This is a genomic window from Variovorax beijingensis (genome assembly GCF_003951285.1).
Lineage (GTDB): Bacteria > Pseudomonadota > Gammaproteobacteria > Burkholderiales > Burkholderiaceae_C > Variovorax > Variovorax beijingensis.
Map to the genome: position 1 here is coordinate 25,735 of NZ_RXFQ01000017.1, position 14,875 is coordinate 40,609.

Sequence of the window (14,875 nt, forward strand, 5' to 3'; positions counted from 1 at the left end):
CTTCCCATGCGCGGCGCGCCCCGAATGGAGGCGCGGCGGCACGAAGGAAGTACACGCAGCACGAAAGGTGCCATGCGCGGCAGCGAGCCATTCTCTCGCAGCGCAGGCATTGGCGCCCGGCTGCGGAGGCGCTTTTTCCTCGGGACGTTCCCGGATGCCGGGCTCAGCTCCAGGAGAGGGCGGCGATGTCGTTGACGAAGATCGGCGTGTCCTTCCAGAGCCCGCGCAGGCCGCGCGCCGCCACCGTGATGAACTGCGGCTGGTACAGGAAGACATTGGCCGCGTCCTCGGCCAGCAGGCGCTGCGCACGCGAAGCTTCGATGTCAGGCTGCCGCCTTGCGGAATGTTCAGGCCGCCAGCAGCGTGCCGCCGGTGGGCGTGCGCGGCACCGCCTCGAGCAGCGTGCGCGTGTAGGGATGCTGCGCATTGCGAAAGAGTTCGCCGGGCGGGCCCTGCTCGACGATCTTGCCCTGCCACACCACGCAGACCTCGTCGCACAGATGGTTCACCACCGCGAGGTCGTGGCTGATGAGCAGGTAGCTCACGCCGAACTGCTGCTGCAGGTCCTGCATGAGGTTGAGCACCTGTGCCTGCACCGACACGTCGAGCGCGCTCACGGGCTCGTCGGCCACGATGAGCTTGGGCCGCGTGATGAGCGCGCGCGCGATTGCGATGCGCTGGCGCTGCCCGCCCGAGAATTCGTGCGGGTACTTGTCCATGTCGGTGGTGCGCAGGCCTACGGCGGCCAGCGCCTCGGAGGCGCGCTCGCGCTGTTCGGCGCGGCTGGTTTCGGCCAGCGCTTCGAGCGGCTCGGCCACGATGCGTGCCACGGTCTGGCGCGGATCGAGCGAGCCGTAAGGGTCCTGGAACACCATCTGGAAATCGCGTCGCGCCGCGCGCAGCTCGGGCCGGGGCAGCCGGTGCAGGTCGCGGCCCAGCATGCGCACGCTGCCCGAAGTGGGCGTGTCGAGCGCCATCACCAGGCGCGCGATGGTCGACTTGCCCGAGCCCGATTCACCGACGATGCCCAGGCTGCGGCCCGCCGCGACGCTGAAGCTCACGCCGTTGAGCGCCTTCACGAGCGGCGGCGGCCCGAAGAGCTTTTCGCGCGGCAGCGCATAGTGGCGCACAAGGTCCGTCACCTCGAGCAGGGGCTGCGTGCTGGCCGGTTGGTTCATGATTCGAGCGCGCCTTCCGCCGCAATTTCCTCGAGCCGGATGCAGCGCACCGCATGCTCGTGCCGCAGCACGGTGGGCGGCGGCCGGGTCGTGTGGCAGGCATCGACCGTGTACTTGCAGCGGCCTGCAAAGGGGCAGCCCGGCGGCAGGTCGACCAGCTCGGGCACGCTGCCCCGGATGGTGGCCAGGCGAATGCCGCGCGGCGCGCCGAGCGCCGGCCGCGCCGCGAACAGGCCCTGCGTGTAGGGATGCGCGCGCTCGGCGAACACGGTTTCGGTCGGGCCGCTCTCGACCACGCTGCCGCCGTACATCACCAGCATCTTCGAGACGCTCTGCGCGATCACGCCAAGGTCGTGCGAGATCAGGATCAGCGCCATGCCGCGCTCGGCGACCAGGCCCTGGATCAGTTCGAGGATCTGCTTCTGGATGGTGACGTCGAGCGCGGTGGTGGGCTCGTCGGCAATCAGCAGGTCGGGGCCGCAGGCCAGCGCCATCGCGATGCCGATGCGCTGGCGCTGGCCGCCCGAGAACTGGTGCGGATAGGCATCGAGCCGCGAAGCCGCATCGGGAATGCCCACGCGATCGAGCAGCGCCAGCACTTCCTTGCGCGCTTCGGCGCCTGTGAGTCCGCGGTGCAGCCGCAGCGGCTCGCCGACCTGGCGCGCAATGGTGTGCACCGGGTTCAGCGCCGTCATCGGCTCCTGGAAGATCATGCCGATGCGGTTGCCGCGGATCTGGCACATGGCTTTTTCATCGCGGCCGACGAGCTCGGTGCCGTCGAAGCGGATGCTGCCCGTGACCTTGGCGGTGGAAGGCAACAGGCCCATCAGCGACATCACCGTGATCGACTTGCCGCAGCCCGATTCGCCCACGATGCCCAGCGTTTCGCCGCGCTCCAGCGTGAAGCCGATGCCGCGCACGGCCTCGGCGGGGCCGCGCTGCGTTTGCAGTTCGACGTGCAGGTCTTTGACTTCGAGCAGGGGCATATCGCTTAGCGGGCGCGCGCAAGGCGCGGGTCGAGCAGGTCGCGCAGCCCGTCGCCGAGCAGGTTCAGGCCGAGCACTGCCATGGCAATGGCCATGCCGGGGAACACCGCGAGCAGCGGCGACTGGAACATCATGGTCTGCGCCTCGCTCAGCATGCGGCCCCACGAGGGCTGCGGCGGCTGCGTGCCCAGGCCAAGGTAGGAAAGGGCGGCCTCGGCCAGGATGGCAATCGCGAAGCGGATCGTGATCTGCACGATCAGCACGGCCGAGATGTTGGGCAGCACGTGCTGCATCGTGATGGCGAACGAACCCTTGCCGCAGGCGCGCGCGGCGGCCACGTATTCGCGCGACCAGATGGCATTGGCCGAGGCGCGCGTGATGCGGGCGAAGGTCGGGATGTTGTAGATGCCGATCGCGATGATCGCGTTGACGATGCCGGCGCCGAACACCGCCGTCATCATGATGGCCGACAGGATGGCCGGAAACGCGAGCGAGAAATCGGTGAGCCGCATGATCGCTTCCTCGACCCAGCCGCGCCGCGCCGCGGCGAGCAGTCCCAGCGCGGTGCCCACGACAAGCCCGATGCCCACCGCGATCACGCCCACCAGGATGGACGCACGCGCCCCCACCAGCAGCAGCGAGGCCACGTCGCGTCCGAAGGTGTCGGTGCCCAGCCAGTGCGCGCCCGAGGGCGGCTTGAGCTTGCTGGCCATGTCCATCTCGTAGGGCGACCAGGGCGTCCACACCAGCGAGAGGGCGGCGGCCAGCAGCAGGAGCAGCGTCAGCATGCCGCCGAGCACGAAGCTGCGGTGCCGGAGCGCGCGGCGCCAGAACCCAGGCACCTTGAGCGCGGCTGCGCTCGGAATGGGCACGGCGCTCATATGTCGCTCGCCTTGATGCGCGGATCGATCACGGCATAGAGCACGTCGACCACGAAGTTCACGATGACCACCAGGGCCGCGAGCAGCATCACGCAGTTGCGCACCACGATCAGGTCGCGGTTGCTGATGGCCTGGAAGATCAGCCGGCCCAGGCCCGGCAGGTAGAACACGTTCTCCACCACGATGGTGCCGGCCAGCAGCTCGGAAAACTGCATGCCCATGACGGTGACCACCGGGATCATCGCGTTGCGCAGCACATGGGTCCAGAGCACCGCGCGCTGCGAGACGCCCTTGGCGCGCGCGGTGCGCACGAAATCTTCGCGCATCACCTCGAGCACCGCCGAGCGCGTGATGCGCGCGAGGATCGCGGCCTGCACCACCGCCAGCGACAGGGCCGGCAGCAGCAGCGACTTGAGGCCCGCGAAGATGCCTTCGCCCCAGCCCTCGAAGCCGCCGGCCGAGAACCACTGCAGCTGCACCGAGAACACCAGGATCAGCAGGATCGCGAACCAGAAATTGGGAATGGCGATGCCCACCTGCGTGAGGCCCATCAGGCCGACGTCGCCGAGCTTGTTGTGGCGCGCGGCGGCGGTCACGCCCACCAGCAGCGCGAGCACCGTGGTGAAGGCCATGGCGAGCAGCGCCAGCGGCACGGTCAGCGCGAGCCGTTCCAGGATGAGGTCGAGCACCGGCGAGCTGTAGGCGTAGCTGTCGCCCAGGTTGCCGGTCAAGAGGCCCGCGATCCAGTGCCAGTAGCGCGTCCAGGCCGGCTGGTCGAGGCCGAGCTTGGTGGCCAGGGCGGCCACCGCCTCGGGCGCGGCATCGGGGCCCATGAGCATCTGCGCGGCATTGCCTGGCAGGATCTCGAGGACGAGGAAGACGATGACCGAGGCGCCGATCAACGTGGCGATCAGCGTGGCGAGGCGCTTGAAAATGAACAGGCTCATGGGGCGGGGCGCAGCATAACCCGACTCGTGCAACAACCGTGCCTTGTTCGCGATAATCGGGGCATGGCCCTCATGATCACCGACGAATGCATCAACTGCGATGTCTGCGAGCCCGAGTGCCCGAACGATGCGATCTACATGGGCGCGGAGTTCTACGAGATCGACCCGCACAAGTGCACCGAATGCGTCGGCCACTTCGATGAGCCGCAGTGCGTGCAGGTGTGCCCGGTGGCGTGCATCCCGATCAACCCGGAGCACGTGGAAAGCCGCGAGACGCTCTGGCAGAAGTTCGAGCGGCTCGCCGCGGCCAAGGCAAAGGCCGCGGCCGCCGAGCCGCCGGCGCCCTCAGCCGGCGCTTGAATCGTTTCGCTTTTTCTTTCTGCTGCTGCTTCCTCGCGCAGAGTCGGGTTTGTCAATGGCTGTGCCGCTGAAGCGAGGGCTCGATTTGCGGGGTTCCGCGCCGAGTTTCTGGGCCCGTGCCCGCGCCAGCTGTTCGGAAGACGCGAGCCGGCGTTCGGCCATGGCGGCCTGCCGGGCGTCGTGCGCCGTGCGGCGGCTGCGCTCGTAGGCTTCCTTTTCCTGCGACAGGCGGATGCGCTCGAGCTGGTCGGCGCGTTGCTCGGCCCTGCGCGTGGCGGCGTCCGCCGCGCGGCGGTCCGCCTCGGTGCGCGCATCGTCCACCGCCAGCTGTTTTCCGCCTTCGCAGGGGCGGTCGGTGTAGGTGTTGCCGCAGCGATAGGTCTCGGACCTTCCCTGCGCCGCGGCGGGCATCCAGAAAGTGCCGCAGGCCACCAAAAACAAGGCGGCACCCGCGTTCCTGGCCCTGGTTCTATTCTTCATTTCTTTTTCTCTCCCTTTTCTTTTCTCTCCCGCGCTCTCTTGGCCGGCTGACTAGGCGGTGGCGGGCGTGCCTCCGTCGCCGGGCTCCCGCCGCGGCGGTTTGGGCCGGGGCGGTTTGCTCGTGTGAATGATCAAGGTGGCTTTTTCCATTTCGCCCGCCACCAGCGCGGGCGCCGCGTGCAGCGTGCGCACGATGGCGTCCTCGATGGCTTCGCGCTGCTCCTTGAGCGGCTTCTTGAGCACCCAGTTGATGACCTCCGACTTCACGCCGGGATGCCCGATGCCCAGGCGCAGGCGCCAGTAGTCGCCGGTGCCCAGCTGCGCATGGATGTCGCGCAAGCCGTTGTGGCCCGCGTGGCTGCCGCCGAACTTGAGCTTGGCCTGGCCGGGCACCACGTCGAGTTCGTCGTGCACCACGAGGATTTCCTCGGGCGCGATCTTGAAGAAGCGGGCCAATGCGCCCACCGACTTGCCCGACAGGTTCATGAAGGTCTGCGGCTCCAGCAGCCAGACGCTTTGCCCGGCGATGTTCGTGCGCGCCGCAAGGCCGTGGTAGCTGCGCTCGGGCACGAGGTTGAGCTTCCAGTCGCGCGCCAGGGCGTCGATCCACCAGAAGCCCGCGTTGTGCCGGGTGGCTTCGTATTCAGGCCCCGGATTCCCGAGGCCGACAAACAGCTTGATCATGAGGGGAATTATCTCGCCGCCCAAAAAGCAGAAGGCCCGCACGAGGCGGGCCTTCTGCAGGAACGCGAGAGAAATTACTTCTTCGCGGCGGGCTTTGCCGTCTTGGCGGCAGGCTTGCCACCGGCTGCAGCAGCGCCTTCGGCAGGTGCTGCGCCTTCGGCGGCGGGTGCCGGCTCTTCGGAGACCAGCGGCGGCACGGCCGACACGATGACCGGGTTCAGCTTGCCGTGGCTCACGAACTTCACGCCCTTGGGCAGCTTGATGTCGCTCACGTGCAGCGTGGCGTTCTTCTTGAGGCTCGAGAGGTCCACTTCGATGAACTCGGGGAGGTCGGCCGGCAGGCAGCTGACTTCGAGTTCGGTCATGACGTGGGTCACGAGGTTGTGGTCGAGCTTGACGGCGTCGGACTCTTCTTCACCCTTGTAGTGAAGCGGCACCTTCATGTGCATGCGGGTCTTGGCGTCGACGCGCTGGAAGTCGATGTGCTGCACCAGCTGGCGGAACGGGTGGTACTGCACGTCGCGCAGCAGCACCTTGCTGGTGGCGCCGCCGAGTTCCATTTCGAGGATCGACGAGTGGAAGGCTTCCTTCTTGAGGGCGTGCCACAGCGCGTTGTGATCGAGTTCGATCAGCTGGGGCTGGCCTTCACCACCGTAGACGATACCGGGCGTCTTGCCCGAGATGCGGAGACGGCGGCTCGCACCCGTGCCCTGCTTGGCGCGCTCAAAAGCGACGAATTTCATAACAACTCCTGTGAGAGTCCACCGCGACCAGTGCGACTCCGGTTCAACAAGGGCGCCAATCCGAAAAAGGGAAGTGGCGCCCGCTTTTTGCCCAGATCAGAACAGGTTGTCCTGGTCCGAGAACAAACTCATCACCGACTCGCCCTTGGCAATGCGCTGGATCGTCTCGGCGATCAGCGGTGCCACGGAGAGCTGGCGAACCTTTCCGCACGCCAGGGCGCCGTCGGAAAGGGGAATGGTGTTGGTCACGACCACTTCGTCGAGCGCGGAGTGGGTGATGCGCTCGATGGCCGGGCCCGAGAAGATCGGGTGCGTGCAATAGGCGTAGACGCTTTTCGCACCGCGCTCCTTGAGCACTTCGGCCGCCTTCACCAGCGTGCCGGCGGTGTCGATCATGTCGTCCATGATCACGCAGTTGCGGCCGTCGATTTCGCCGATCACGTTCATGACCTCGCTCACGTTGGCCTTGGGGCGGCGCTTGTCGATGATGGCGAGGTCGCAGTTCAGCTGCTTGGCCAGCGCGCGGGCGCGCACCACGCCGCCGACGTCGGGCGAGACCACGATCAGGTCTTCGTAGTTCTTCTGGCGCAGGTCGCCCAGCAGCACCGGCGACGCATAGATGTTGTCGACCGGAATGTCGAAGAAGCCCTGGATCTGGTCGGCGTGCAGGTCCATCGTGAGCACGCGCTCGACGCCGACCGTTTCCAGCAGGTTGGCCACCACCTTGGCCGAGATCGGCACGCGGCTCGAACGCGGGCGGCGGTCCTGGCGGGCATAGCCGTAGTAGGGAATCACCGCGCTGATCCGCTCGGCCGAGGCGCGCTTGAGCGCGTCGACCATGATCAGCAGTTCCATCAGGTTTTCGTTGGTCGGTGCGCAGGTCGACTGCACCACGAACACATCGCGCGCCCGGACGTTCTGGTTGATCTCGACGGTGACTTCGCCGTCGGAGAAGCGGCCAACGCGCGCGGCACCCAGCGAGGTACCGAGGTTCTGCGCGATTTCTGCGGCGAGGCCAGGATTGGCGTTGCCGGTGAAAACCATGAAATCAGGGTGATTAGCCTGCATGAGCGCGTCCCGGCAGTGCAAATTGGCTTTTAGGAAGCCGCCAAAGAGTTTGAGTCGTGGCAGCCCGTGGGCCACCGATTATTGCAGCGGGCATGCTGCAAAAGAAGCACTGCGGCCGGTGGGCCGCAGTTTGAAGAATTTGGCAGGGGAGAAAGGATTCGAACCTTTGCATGCTGGAATCAAAATCCAGTGCCTTAACCAGCTTGGCGACTCCCCTACACGGGTCGATGGCTTTCGCCACAAACCGATATGTCGCATCGGACCCATAACGATCCGATTATCTTCAGGTCGCCCATCCCCAAAGTGGATGAACGGCCAGGTTGCTGCATTGGCGAACCTGCCAGCCCGTGGGGGCCTTTGCCAGTTCCGCTTCCTGCGGCCCTTGCGGCATTTTCGCGAAAACCGAACTCCCGGAGCCGGTCATCCGGGCTTTGAATCCTTGGGCGCCGAGCCATTCGATGGCGTCGGTGACCGCGGGGCAAAGCCGCTGGGCAACCGGCTGCAGGTCGTTGTGGCCGAAGTCGAAAACCTTGAAAGCGCTGCTTTCGGGGTTTGGGGCTTCAAGCTGTTCGCTATCTGCAGCAAAGCCCGAGATTATAGCAACAGGAGTGGCGCGTTGAAGGTCGGGCGCAGAAAAAATTAAGCGGGTATCGAGTCCCTGGGGTGGCTTGGCCACCACGAACCGTGCGGAAGGGATGTCCACAGGCCTGATTTTCTCGCCGATTCCCTCGACCCAGGCATTGCGCCCGCCCAGGAAGAACGGCACGTCGGCGCCGAGTTTCACGCCGATCTCGGCCAGGCGAGAGAGCGGCAGGTTCAGCCCCCACAGGCGGTTCAGCGCCAGGAGGCAGGTGGCGGCGTCCGAGGAGCCTCCGCCCATGCCGGCCTGCGCCGGCACCTGCTTGGCGATGCCGATGTGGGCGCCCTGGCCGGGCGCCGCATGCGCCTGCAGCGCCCGCGCCGCGCGCAGCACGAGATCGTCGGGCGGCAGCTCGGTCGTGAGGTCTTCGCGGCTGAGCTGGCCGTCGCTGCGCAGTTCGACGTGGAGCGTGTCGCACCAGTCGATCAGCATGAAGACCGACTGCAGCAGGTGGTAGCCGTCTTCGCGCCGGCCGGTGATGTGCAGGAAGAGATTGAGCTTGGCCGGTGCGGGAAGGTCGTAGATCGCCTTCATGACCGCTCGAAGACGATGCGCAGGTCCGCCGTGGGGCCGGGAGACTCGCGGGTGGCCTGCAGGCGGCCGTTCGCGACCTGCGCGAGATCGGGGCGCCAGCCCGGCACGCGCTCGTCGCGGCCCGCGAGCCAGCCGAACAGCGCGCCGACCGGTATGGCCGCGCCCGTGGCGGCCTCGATCAATGCATCGACCGAGTCGAAGCGCCGGACCTCGCTGCCGTTCTTGAGCAGGGCCTCGCCGGGCGACCAGTGCAGCTGGGCCAGGGTGCTGCCGATCGGACTGGTGAGCGAGAGTTCGCCCGCTTCGGGAGAGCCGCGCAATTCGAACAATGCGGAAAAGGTCTGCACCGGCTGGCTGTCGATGCGCAGCGACATGCGGCCGCTCCAGCTGTCCGTGCTCCTGGGCACGGAGGAGCGGCCCGCCAGCTGGGCGCAGCCGGCGATCGAGAGCAGCGCGGCCCCGCCCGCAAGCAGGAGGGCGCGGCGGCCGCTGTCGGCCAGCCGGGGGGCGGGCACGCTCACGGCTTGACCCGCAGGCGCTTGAGCGTTTCCTGCAGGGTCTCGTTCTCGGCGTCGCTCAGCAGGGCTTCCTTCCAGATCGTGACGGCACGGTCCTTCTGGCCTGCCGACCAGAGCACTTCGCCGAAATGCGCGCCGATTTCCGGATCGGGCCGGGTCTTGTAGGCCGCTTCGAGGATGCGGATGGCTTCGCTCGTGTTGCCCAGCCGGAATTCCACCCAGCCCAGGCTGTCCGCGATGAAGGGGTCTTCCGGCGCCAGCTGCACGGCCTTCTGGATCAGCGTGCGAGCCTCGTCGAGGCGAATCTTGCGATCGGCAAAGGAGTAGCCGAGCGCGTTGTAGGCGTTCTGGTTCTCGGGCTTGAGCTCGATCAGCCTGCGCAGCAGCCGCTCCATCTCGTCGAGGCGGTTGAGCTTCTCGGCCACCATGGCCTGGTCGTAGACCAGGTCGCTGTCGTTCGGAGCGGCAGCGGAAGCCTGCGCCAGCATGTCGTAGGCTGCCTGGTACTGCTTGGCATCGCGCAGCAGCTGCACTTCGGCGAGGAATTTCTGCTTCTTGTCCTCGGGCGTGCGCTCGGGCAGGCCGCGCACGAGTTCGCGCGCCTGCGGCAGCTTGCCCTGGCGCGCCAGCAGGCCCGCGCGGCGCGTCTGCGCAACCACGAACTCGTCGGCGCTGTCGACGCGTGCGAGCCAGCGTTCCGCGGCCGTGAAGTCCTTGCGGCGTTCCGCCAGCTGCGAGAGAAGGAGGTACGCCTGGGTGGTACCGCGCTGGCGGTCGTCCGGGTCTTTCTGGTTGGCCGCCAGTTCGATGTAGCGCTTGAGCGAGGTTTCGGCCGCTGCGTCCTGCCGGGCCTGCGCCTGCAGGCTGCCGAGCAGCAGCCAGGGCTCGGCCAGTTCGGGCCGCGCCGCGGTGAGCGCCTGCAGTTGCGCGGTGGAATCCGCATAGCGGCGGTTCTCGACCAGCACGCGCGCGTAGGCGATGCGCAGGTCGGGCGGCGCCTTGGGGTTGCTGGCCAGGTAGCGCGTGACGATCGGCTCCGCGAGCGGCTGGCCGGGGTCGATCATCTCGAGCGCGAGGGCGGGCGGGGCGTCGGAGGCGGGATCCATCTGCTGGCCCTTGAACGCGGCGTCCAGGGCGCCGGAGGTGTCGCCGGCGTTCAGGCGCATGCGGCCGATGGTGGCCCAGGCCAGCGCGCCGGTGGCCGGGCTCTTGAGCTCGTCGACCAGCGCCTGCTCGACCACCGAGGCGGCCTGCTTCTTGTCGGAGGCGCGCGAGTAGTTGCGCGTGATCACCGCCATCAGCATCGGCTTTTCGATCTGCGGCGTGGCCGCGATTTCGGCCCGCAGCGGCTCCACCGTTTCGCCGATGCGGTTGAGTGCAATCAATATCTGCAGTTCGATGCGCCGTGCATCACGCGAGTTGGGCAGCGTTTCCTGCCACGCGCGCGAGGCCGCGAGCGCCGCGTCGCCGGAGCGCGACTGCAGTGCGATCTCGACCGCGCGCTGGAACAGCTTGCCGTCGCGCAGGCGGCGGGCCGCGTCGAGCACCAGCGCATAGCCCGATCCGGGGTCGCCGGAGCGTGCGGTCATCTCGCCCATCAGGATTTCGTAGAACAGCTCGGCGGTCAGCGCCGAGGGCTGCGCATTCGGTTCGCTGGCCGGCTTTGCGGCGACAGCCGCCGGCTTCGTGCCTGGGCGGGATGGTGCCGGCCGTTCGATGATGGGGGCCGGGCTCTTGGGCGCGGCGGGATCGGAGGTTTGCGCCTGGGCGGCACAAGCCAGCAACACGACGAAAGACGCGGCCGCCGCAAGGCGGTGTCGGCGGAGCGATGGAATCATCGAACCATAATAATCCAAGCTTTTGAGCGAGCACCGCGTGGGGCTTCGTCGCAGCCCGGAGTTTTTATTTCATGCCTGAGCTTCCTGAAGTCGAAGTGACGCGGCGCGGTTTTGCCGAACGCATTGCCGGTGCACGCATCGGTGCGGTTCGCATCGGCAAACCCTTGCGCTGGGCATTGATGGTCGTGCCCGAGGCGCTGGTCGGGCGCCGTGTGCTGCAGGTGCGCCGGCGCGGAAAGTACCTGCTGATCGACCTGGACCGCGGCCTCCTGCTGCTGCACCTGGGCATGTCGGGCAGCCTGCGCTTCGATGCCGCGCTTCCGCCGCCGGGCGTTCACGATCACTTCGATCTGGTGACCGAACTCGGCACGCTGCGGCTGAACGATCCGCGCCGCTTCGGCGCCGTGGTCTATGTGGAGGACGAGGCGGCGCCCTGGGCCATCAAGCTGCTCGGCGGCCTCGGCATGGAGCCGCTGGGCGACGGCTTCGACCTGGACGCGTTCCACGCCGGCCTTCGCAAGCGCAAGGCGGCGGTGAAGCAGGTGCTGCTCGCGGGCGACGTGGTGGTCGGCGTTGGAAACATCTATGCGTCGGAGGCCCTGTTCCAGGCGGGCATACGGCCCACGCTCTCGGCCGCGCGCATCAGCCGGCCGAGGGCGGCCCGGCTCCATGCGGCCGTGCGCGAAATCCTGGCCAGGGCGGTCGAGAAGGGCGGCAGCACGCTGCGCGATTTTTCCAACGTGGACGGGCAGAACGGCTATTTCCAGCTCGAAGCCACGGTCTACGGCCGCGCTGGCGAGCCCTGTCGGGTCTGCGCAACGCCCATCCGGCTGCTGCGCCAAGGGCAGCGTTCCACTTACTATTGCCCCAATTGTCAAAAATAGTGGCTTAGCCGACCCGTTGGCATATCCTGCAATCGCCTGCTTCCCAGTTTGCAATGCTATATTTGTAAGTTCTTTCTTACATATTCCCCTTGAGCCGCTCTTTCAATCAACAACTCGATCAGCACGGTGCCTGGCGAAGCAATTTCGCGCACCGCCTGCAGTGGCTGTCCCGCTGGCTGACCGAGAACGAGCTGCTCGACCAGGCGGTGGCCGAGCGCCTGCGCGGCCTCGAACTGCAGATCCGCACCAGCAAGGTCATGGTGGCCTTCGTGGCGGAGTTCTCGCGCGGCAAGTCGGAGCTCATCAACGCGATCTTCTTCGCCGCCTACGGTCGCCGCATCATGCCGGCCAGCGCCGGGCGCACCACGATGTGCCCGACCGAGCTGGGCTACGACGCCGCGCTGTCGCCCAAGCTGCGGCTGCTGCCGATCGAGACCCGCCTGGAACCCCATTCGCTCACGCACTGGCGCGAAAAGGCCGGGCGCTGGACCGAAATCGCGATCGACGTGGGCAATGCCGACCAGCTGGCCCAGGCCATGAGCAAGGTGGCCGAAGTGCGCTGGGTCAGCAAGGACGAGGCACACGCGCTGGGCTTCTGGAACGAGGAGACGCCCGACGACAACCCCGTGCAGGACGCCGAAGGGCGCGTCGAGATTCCGCGCTGGCGCCATGCCATCCTGAACATGCCGCATCCGCTGCTGGAGCAGGGGCTGGTGATCCTCGACACCCCGGGCCTGAACGCCATCGGCGCCGAGCCCGAGCTCACGGTGAGCCTGATCCCGCAGGCGCATGCCGTGGTCTTCATCCTGGGCGCCGAAACCGGCGTGACGCGCTCCGACCTGTCGATCTGGCGCGAGCATCTGGTCACTGAAACCGAAGGCAGCGACACGCGCTTCGTGGTGCTCAACAAGATCGACACCATGTGGGACTCGCTGAGCACGCCCGCGCAGATCGAGCTGCAGATCGAACGCCAGCGCGAGGTCGCGGCCAAGTTCCTCGAGGTGCCGCTGGTGCAGGTGCTGCCGGTGTCGGCGCAGAAGGGCCTGCAGGCAAAGATCCAGCGCGATGCGCGGCTGCTCGACGCCAGCCGGCTGCCGGCTTTCGAGACGCTGCTCGCGGAAGGCGTGCTCGGCAAGCGCGAAACCATGCTGCGGCTCGCGGTGGATGCCGGCATGGTGGCATTGCGGACCGAGGCCGAGCGCATCCTGAAGGTGCGCCAGCGCGACCTGTCGGAGCAGGCGCTCGAGCTGCAGGGATTGCGCGGCAAGAACGTGTCGGTCATTCGGCACATGCGTGCGCGCATCGACCAGGAGCAGACCGAGTTCGAGGGCAGCAACACGCGCATCCTCGCGCTGCGTTCGGTGCAGGGCAAGCTGCTGCGCGAGGTGTATGCCGTGCTCGGCCGCACCGCGCTCAAGGAAGACATGGTGCGGCTTTCGGCCGCGCTCAAGCGCCCGGGCGTCAAGTTCAACGTGCGCAAGGTGTACGGCGAGACCTTCGACTCGCTGCGCAACAACCTGCGCGAAGTGCAGGCCACGACGGCCGAGATCCAGTCGATGCTGCACGCCACCTTCCGCCAGCTCAACGCGGAGCAGGGCTTTACCCTGCAGGCGCCCGCCGAGCCCGACCTGACGAGCTTCGAGCAGGAGCTCAGCCAGATCGAGCGCAGCCACATCCATTACCTGGGCGTGGGCAACCTGCTGAAGCTGGCGCAGGCGGACTTCTGCGACAAGCTGGTGCGCGCGCTCGCAAGCCGCCTGCGGCTGGTCAATGAAGCGGCCATGACCGAGGTCGAACGCTGGAGCAAGGGCGCCAGCGCCCAGATCGATGCGCAGCTGAAGGAGCGCCGCCGCAATTTCAGCAAACGCATCGAGGCGATCGAGCGCATCCAGAATGCGGCAGGCAACCTCGACGAACGCCTGCTCGAACTGGCTCAGCAAGAAAGCAGCCTGGCCGAGCTGCACCTTCGGCTCCATGAATTCACCTCGGCCATCGCGCAACAGGGAAGGCCGGCAACCGCCGCCGTCGGCGAGCTGCGTGCGGCGGCCTGACCGTTCAGTGCCGGCTGCGGCCGTGCAGCCGCAGGCGCCGGCCGATTTTGCCGAGCGCGTCGTGGCCTGGCAGCGCAGCCACGGGCGCAGCGCGCTGCCGTGGCAAAACACGCGGGATCCGTACCGCGTGTGGCTGTCGGAGGTCATGCTCCAGCAGACGCAGGTCTCGACCGTGCTCGGGTACTTCGCGCGCTTTCTCGAACGCTTTCCGACCGTGCGGGCGCTGGCCGGCGGCACCGAGGACGAGGTCTTCGGGCTCTGGAGCGGCCTGGGCTACTACAGCCGCGCCCGCAACATGCACCGCTGCGCGCAGGAGGTGGTGGCGCGCTTCGGCGGCGAGTTTCCGCGCACGGCCGCCGAGCTCGAGACCCTGCCCGGCATCGGCCGTTCCACCTCCGCGGCGATCGCGGCTTTCTGCTTCGGAGAGCGGGTCGCGATTCTCGACGGCAACGTCAAGCGCGTGCTGACGCGCGTGCTCGGCTTTGGCGGCGACATGTCTTCGTCGGCGCAGGAACGCGCACTGTGGGACCAAGCCACGCAGCTGCTGCCGCCGGCCGAGCAGAAAGAAGCCATCGCGAGCTACACGCAAGGCGTGATGGACCTGGGCGCCACGGTCTGCCTGCCGCGCAAGCCGAGCTGCATGATCTGTCCGCTCGACAAGACATGCGTCGGGCTGCGCGAGGGCCAGCCGGAGCGCTATCCAGTCAAGACGCGCAAGCTCAAGCGCAGCGCCCAGTCGCTCTGGGCGCTGCTCGCGCGCGATGCGCAAGGCCGCGTCTGGCTCGAGAAGCGGCCGGCCAAGGGCATCTGGGCCGGGCTCTACTGCCCGCCTGTGTTCGAGAGCCGCGAAGAGCTGCTGGCCGCGCTGCCTCCGGCGGCGCTGGCGGGCGCACAGGACCTGCCGCCCTTCGTGCATGTGTTGACCCACAAGGACCTGCACCTGCACCCGGTGATGCTCCAGGGCAGCCAGCCGCAGGGCGATGCCGCGCGCTGGGTGGATGCGAAGGAGTGGGACCGCCTTGGATTGCCGGCGCCGATGCGCAAGCTGCTCGAGGGCAGCGCGGATTAGCCGGCGGACACGGA

At 67.5% G+C, this 14,875-nt stretch carries 16 protein-coding genes and 1 tRNA gene; 4 read left to right on the forward strand and 13 right to left on the reverse strand.

What is annotated here, in order from left to right; genetic code table 11:
- Positions 1-163 precede the first annotated feature (163 nt).
- From EJO66_RS24510 to EJO66_RS24530, 5 genes are read right to left on the reverse strand one after another with little or no spacing between them, the layout of a single operon-like run.
- Positions 164-427: a hypothetical protein gene (locus EJO66_RS24510; RefSeq protein ID WP_125966377.1), complete on the reverse strand. Its 264-nt coding sequence runs from the start codon at positions 425-427 to the stop codon at positions 164-166.
- Positions 348-1,178, reverse strand: coding sequence for an ATP-binding cassette domain-containing protein (locus EJO66_RS24515; RefSeq protein WP_124960109.1), 831 nt, complete (start codon positions 1,176-1,178; stop codon positions 348-350). The genes EJO66_RS24510 and EJO66_RS24515 overlap by 80 nt, the downstream gene beginning before the upstream one ends.
- Complete coding sequence (locus EJO66_RS24520) at positions 1,175-2,164, reverse strand: ABC transporter ATP-binding protein (protein WP_124960108.1); 990 nt, start codon at positions 2,162-2,164, stop codon at positions 1,175-1,177. The genes EJO66_RS24515 and EJO66_RS24520 overlap by 4 nt, the downstream gene beginning before the upstream one ends.
- 5 nt (positions 2,165-2,169) lie before the next feature.
- Positions 2,170-3,045 carry an ABC transporter permease gene (locus EJO66_RS24525; protein ID WP_124960107.1) on the reverse strand — a complete coding sequence of 292 codons (876 nt, stop codon included), beginning with the start codon at positions 3,043-3,045 and terminating at the stop codon, positions 2,170-2,172.
- Positions 3,042-3,992, reverse strand: coding sequence for an ABC transporter permease (locus EJO66_RS24530; protein WP_015867120.1), 951 nt, complete (start codon positions 3,990-3,992; stop codon positions 3,042-3,044). The genes EJO66_RS24525 and EJO66_RS24530 overlap by 4 nt, the downstream gene beginning before the upstream one ends.
- 63 nt (positions 3,993-4,055) lie before the next feature.
- On the opposite strand from EJO66_RS24530, the gene EJO66_RS24535 reads away from it, so the two are divergent.
- Entirely contained in the window at positions 4,056-4,352 is a 297-nt protein-coding gene (locus EJO66_RS24535; RefSeq protein WP_124960106.1) for a YfhL family 4Fe-4S dicluster ferredoxin, read from the forward strand.
- On the opposite strand, the gene EJO66_RS24540 is transcribed toward EJO66_RS24535, so the two are convergent.
- From EJO66_RS24540 to EJO66_RS24575, 8 genes are all read right to left on the reverse strand, one after another.
- A complete protein-coding gene (locus EJO66_RS24540; protein WP_240648725.1) occupies positions 4,338-4,763 on the reverse strand; it encodes a hypothetical protein in 426 nt (141 codons plus the stop codon). The genes EJO66_RS24535 and EJO66_RS24540 overlap by 15 nt on opposite strands.
- A 120-nt stretch (positions 4,764-4,883) precedes the next feature.
- On the reverse strand, positions 4,884-5,516 hold the full coding sequence (gene pth / locus EJO66_RS24545; RefSeq protein ID WP_124960104.1) for an aminoacyl-tRNA hydrolase: 633 nt from the start codon (positions 5,514-5,516) through the stop codon (positions 4,884-4,886).
- A 74-nt stretch (positions 5,517-5,590) separates the two neighbouring features.
- Entirely contained in the window at positions 5,591-6,259 is a 669-nt protein-coding gene (locus EJO66_RS24550) for a 50S ribosomal protein L25/general stress protein Ctc (protein ID WP_124960103.1), read from the reverse strand.
- A gap of 96 nt (positions 6,260-6,355) precedes the next feature.
- Positions 6,356-7,327 (reverse strand): ribose-phosphate pyrophosphokinase, encoded by a 972-nt coding sequence (locus tag EJO66_RS24555; protein ID WP_015867115.1) that lies wholly within the window; start codon positions 7,325-7,327, stop codon positions 6,356-6,358.
- 140 nt (positions 7,328-7,467) lie between these two features.
- Positions 7,468-7,544: transfer RNA gene (locus tag EJO66_RS24560), tRNA-Gln, on the reverse strand.
- 66 nt (positions 7,545-7,610) lie between these two features.
- A complete protein-coding gene (gene ispE, locus EJO66_RS24565) occupies positions 7,611-8,501 on the reverse strand; it encodes a 4-(cytidine 5'-diphospho)-2-C-methyl-D-erythritol kinase (RefSeq protein WP_125966379.1) in 891 nt (296 codons plus the stop codon).
- Positions 8,498-9,022 carry a lipoprotein insertase outer membrane protein LolB gene (locus tag EJO66_RS24570; RefSeq protein ID WP_124960101.1) on the reverse strand — a complete coding sequence of 175 codons (525 nt, stop codon included), beginning with the start codon at positions 9,020-9,022 and terminating at the stop codon, positions 8,498-8,500. The genes ispE and EJO66_RS24570 overlap by 4 nt, the downstream gene beginning before the upstream one ends.
- The gene (locus tag EJO66_RS24575; RefSeq protein WP_125966380.1) at positions 9,019-10,857 is read right to left on the reverse strand and encodes a tetratricopeptide repeat protein; all 1,839 of its coding nucleotides are present in this window, start codon (positions 10,855-10,857) and stop codon (positions 9,019-9,021) included. Before EJO66_RS24575 ends, EJO66_RS24570 begins: the two co-directional genes overlap by 4 nt.
- 71 nt (positions 10,858-10,928) lie before the next feature.
- Here EJO66_RS24575 and mutM point away from each other — a divergent pair, with 71 nt between their 5' ends.
- The 3 genes from mutM to mutY all read left to right on the forward strand — a co-directional run bounded on the left by mutM (position 10,929) and on the right by mutY (position 14,861).
- Complete coding sequence (mutM, locus tag EJO66_RS24580; RefSeq protein WP_124960099.1) at positions 10,929-11,741, forward strand: bifunctional DNA-formamidopyrimidine glycosylase/DNA-(apurinic or apyrimidinic site) lyase; 813 nt, start codon at positions 10,929-10,931, stop codon at positions 11,739-11,741.
- Between the two features lie 89 nt (positions 11,742-11,830).
- Complete coding sequence (locus EJO66_RS24585) at positions 11,831-13,792, forward strand: dynamin family protein (protein WP_125966381.1); 1,962 nt, start codon at positions 11,831-11,833, stop codon at positions 13,790-13,792.
- A gap of 7 nt (positions 13,793-13,799) precedes the next feature.
- Positions 13,800-14,861: an A/G-specific adenine glycosylase gene (gene mutY / locus EJO66_RS24590; protein WP_125966382.1), complete on the forward strand. Its 1,062-nt coding sequence runs from the start codon at positions 13,800-13,802 to the stop codon at positions 14,859-14,861.
- The last annotated feature ends 14 nt before the right edge of the window (positions 14,862-14,875 follow it).

What these genes read in the sequence shown, in the direction of transcription:
- EJO66_RS24510 (WP_125966377.1), bottom strand. Translation starts at nt 427, where the DNA reads ATGCGCAGCATCCCTACACGCGCACGCTGCTCGAGGCGGTGCCGCGCA.
- EJO66_RS24515 (WP_124960109.1), bottom strand. Translation starts at nt 1,178, where the DNA reads ATGAACCAACCGGCCAGCACGCAGCCCCTGCTCGAGGTGACGGACCTT.
- EJO66_RS24520 (WP_124960108.1), bottom strand. Translation starts at nt 2,164, where the DNA reads ATGCCCCTGCTCGAAGTCAAAGACCTGCACGTCGAACTGCAAACGCAG.
- EJO66_RS24525 (WP_124960107.1), bottom strand. Translation starts at nt 3,045, where the DNA reads ATGAGCGCCGTGCCCATTCCGAGCGCAGCCGCGCTCAAGGTGCCTGGG.
- EJO66_RS24530 (WP_015867120.1), bottom strand. Translation starts at nt 3,992, where the DNA reads ATGAGCCTGTTCATTTTCAAGCGCCTCGCCACGCTGATCGCCACGTTG.
- EJO66_RS24535 (WP_124960106.1), top strand. Translation starts at nt 4,056, where the DNA reads ATGGCCCTCATGATCACCGACGAATGCATCAACTGCGATGTCTGCGAG.
- EJO66_RS24540 (WP_240648725.1), bottom strand. Translation starts at nt 4,763, where the DNA reads ATGCCCGCCGCGGCGCAGGGAAGGTCCGAGACCTATCGCTGCGGCAAC.
- pth (WP_124960104.1), bottom strand. Translation starts at nt 5,516, where the DNA reads ATGATCAAGCTGTTTGTCGGCCTCGGGAATCCGGGGCCTGAATACGAA.
- EJO66_RS24550 (WP_124960103.1), bottom strand. Translation starts at nt 6,259, where the DNA reads ATGAAATTCGTCGCTTTTGAGCGCGCCAAGCAGGGCACGGGTGCGAGC.
- EJO66_RS24555 (WP_015867115.1), bottom strand. Translation starts at nt 7,327, where the DNA reads ATGCAGGCTAATCACCCTGATTTCATGGTTTTCACCGGCAACGCCAAT.
- ispE (WP_125966379.1), bottom strand. Translation starts at nt 8,501, where the DNA reads ATGAAGGCGATCTACGACCTTCCCGCACCGGCCAAGCTCAATCTCTTC.
- EJO66_RS24575 (WP_125966380.1), bottom strand. Translation starts at nt 10,857, where the DNA reads ATGATTCCATCGCTCCGCCGACACCGCCTTGCGGCGGCCGCGTCTTTC.
- mutM (WP_124960099.1), top strand. Translation starts at nt 10,929, where the DNA reads ATGCCTGAGCTTCCTGAAGTCGAAGTGACGCGGCGCGGTTTTGCCGAA.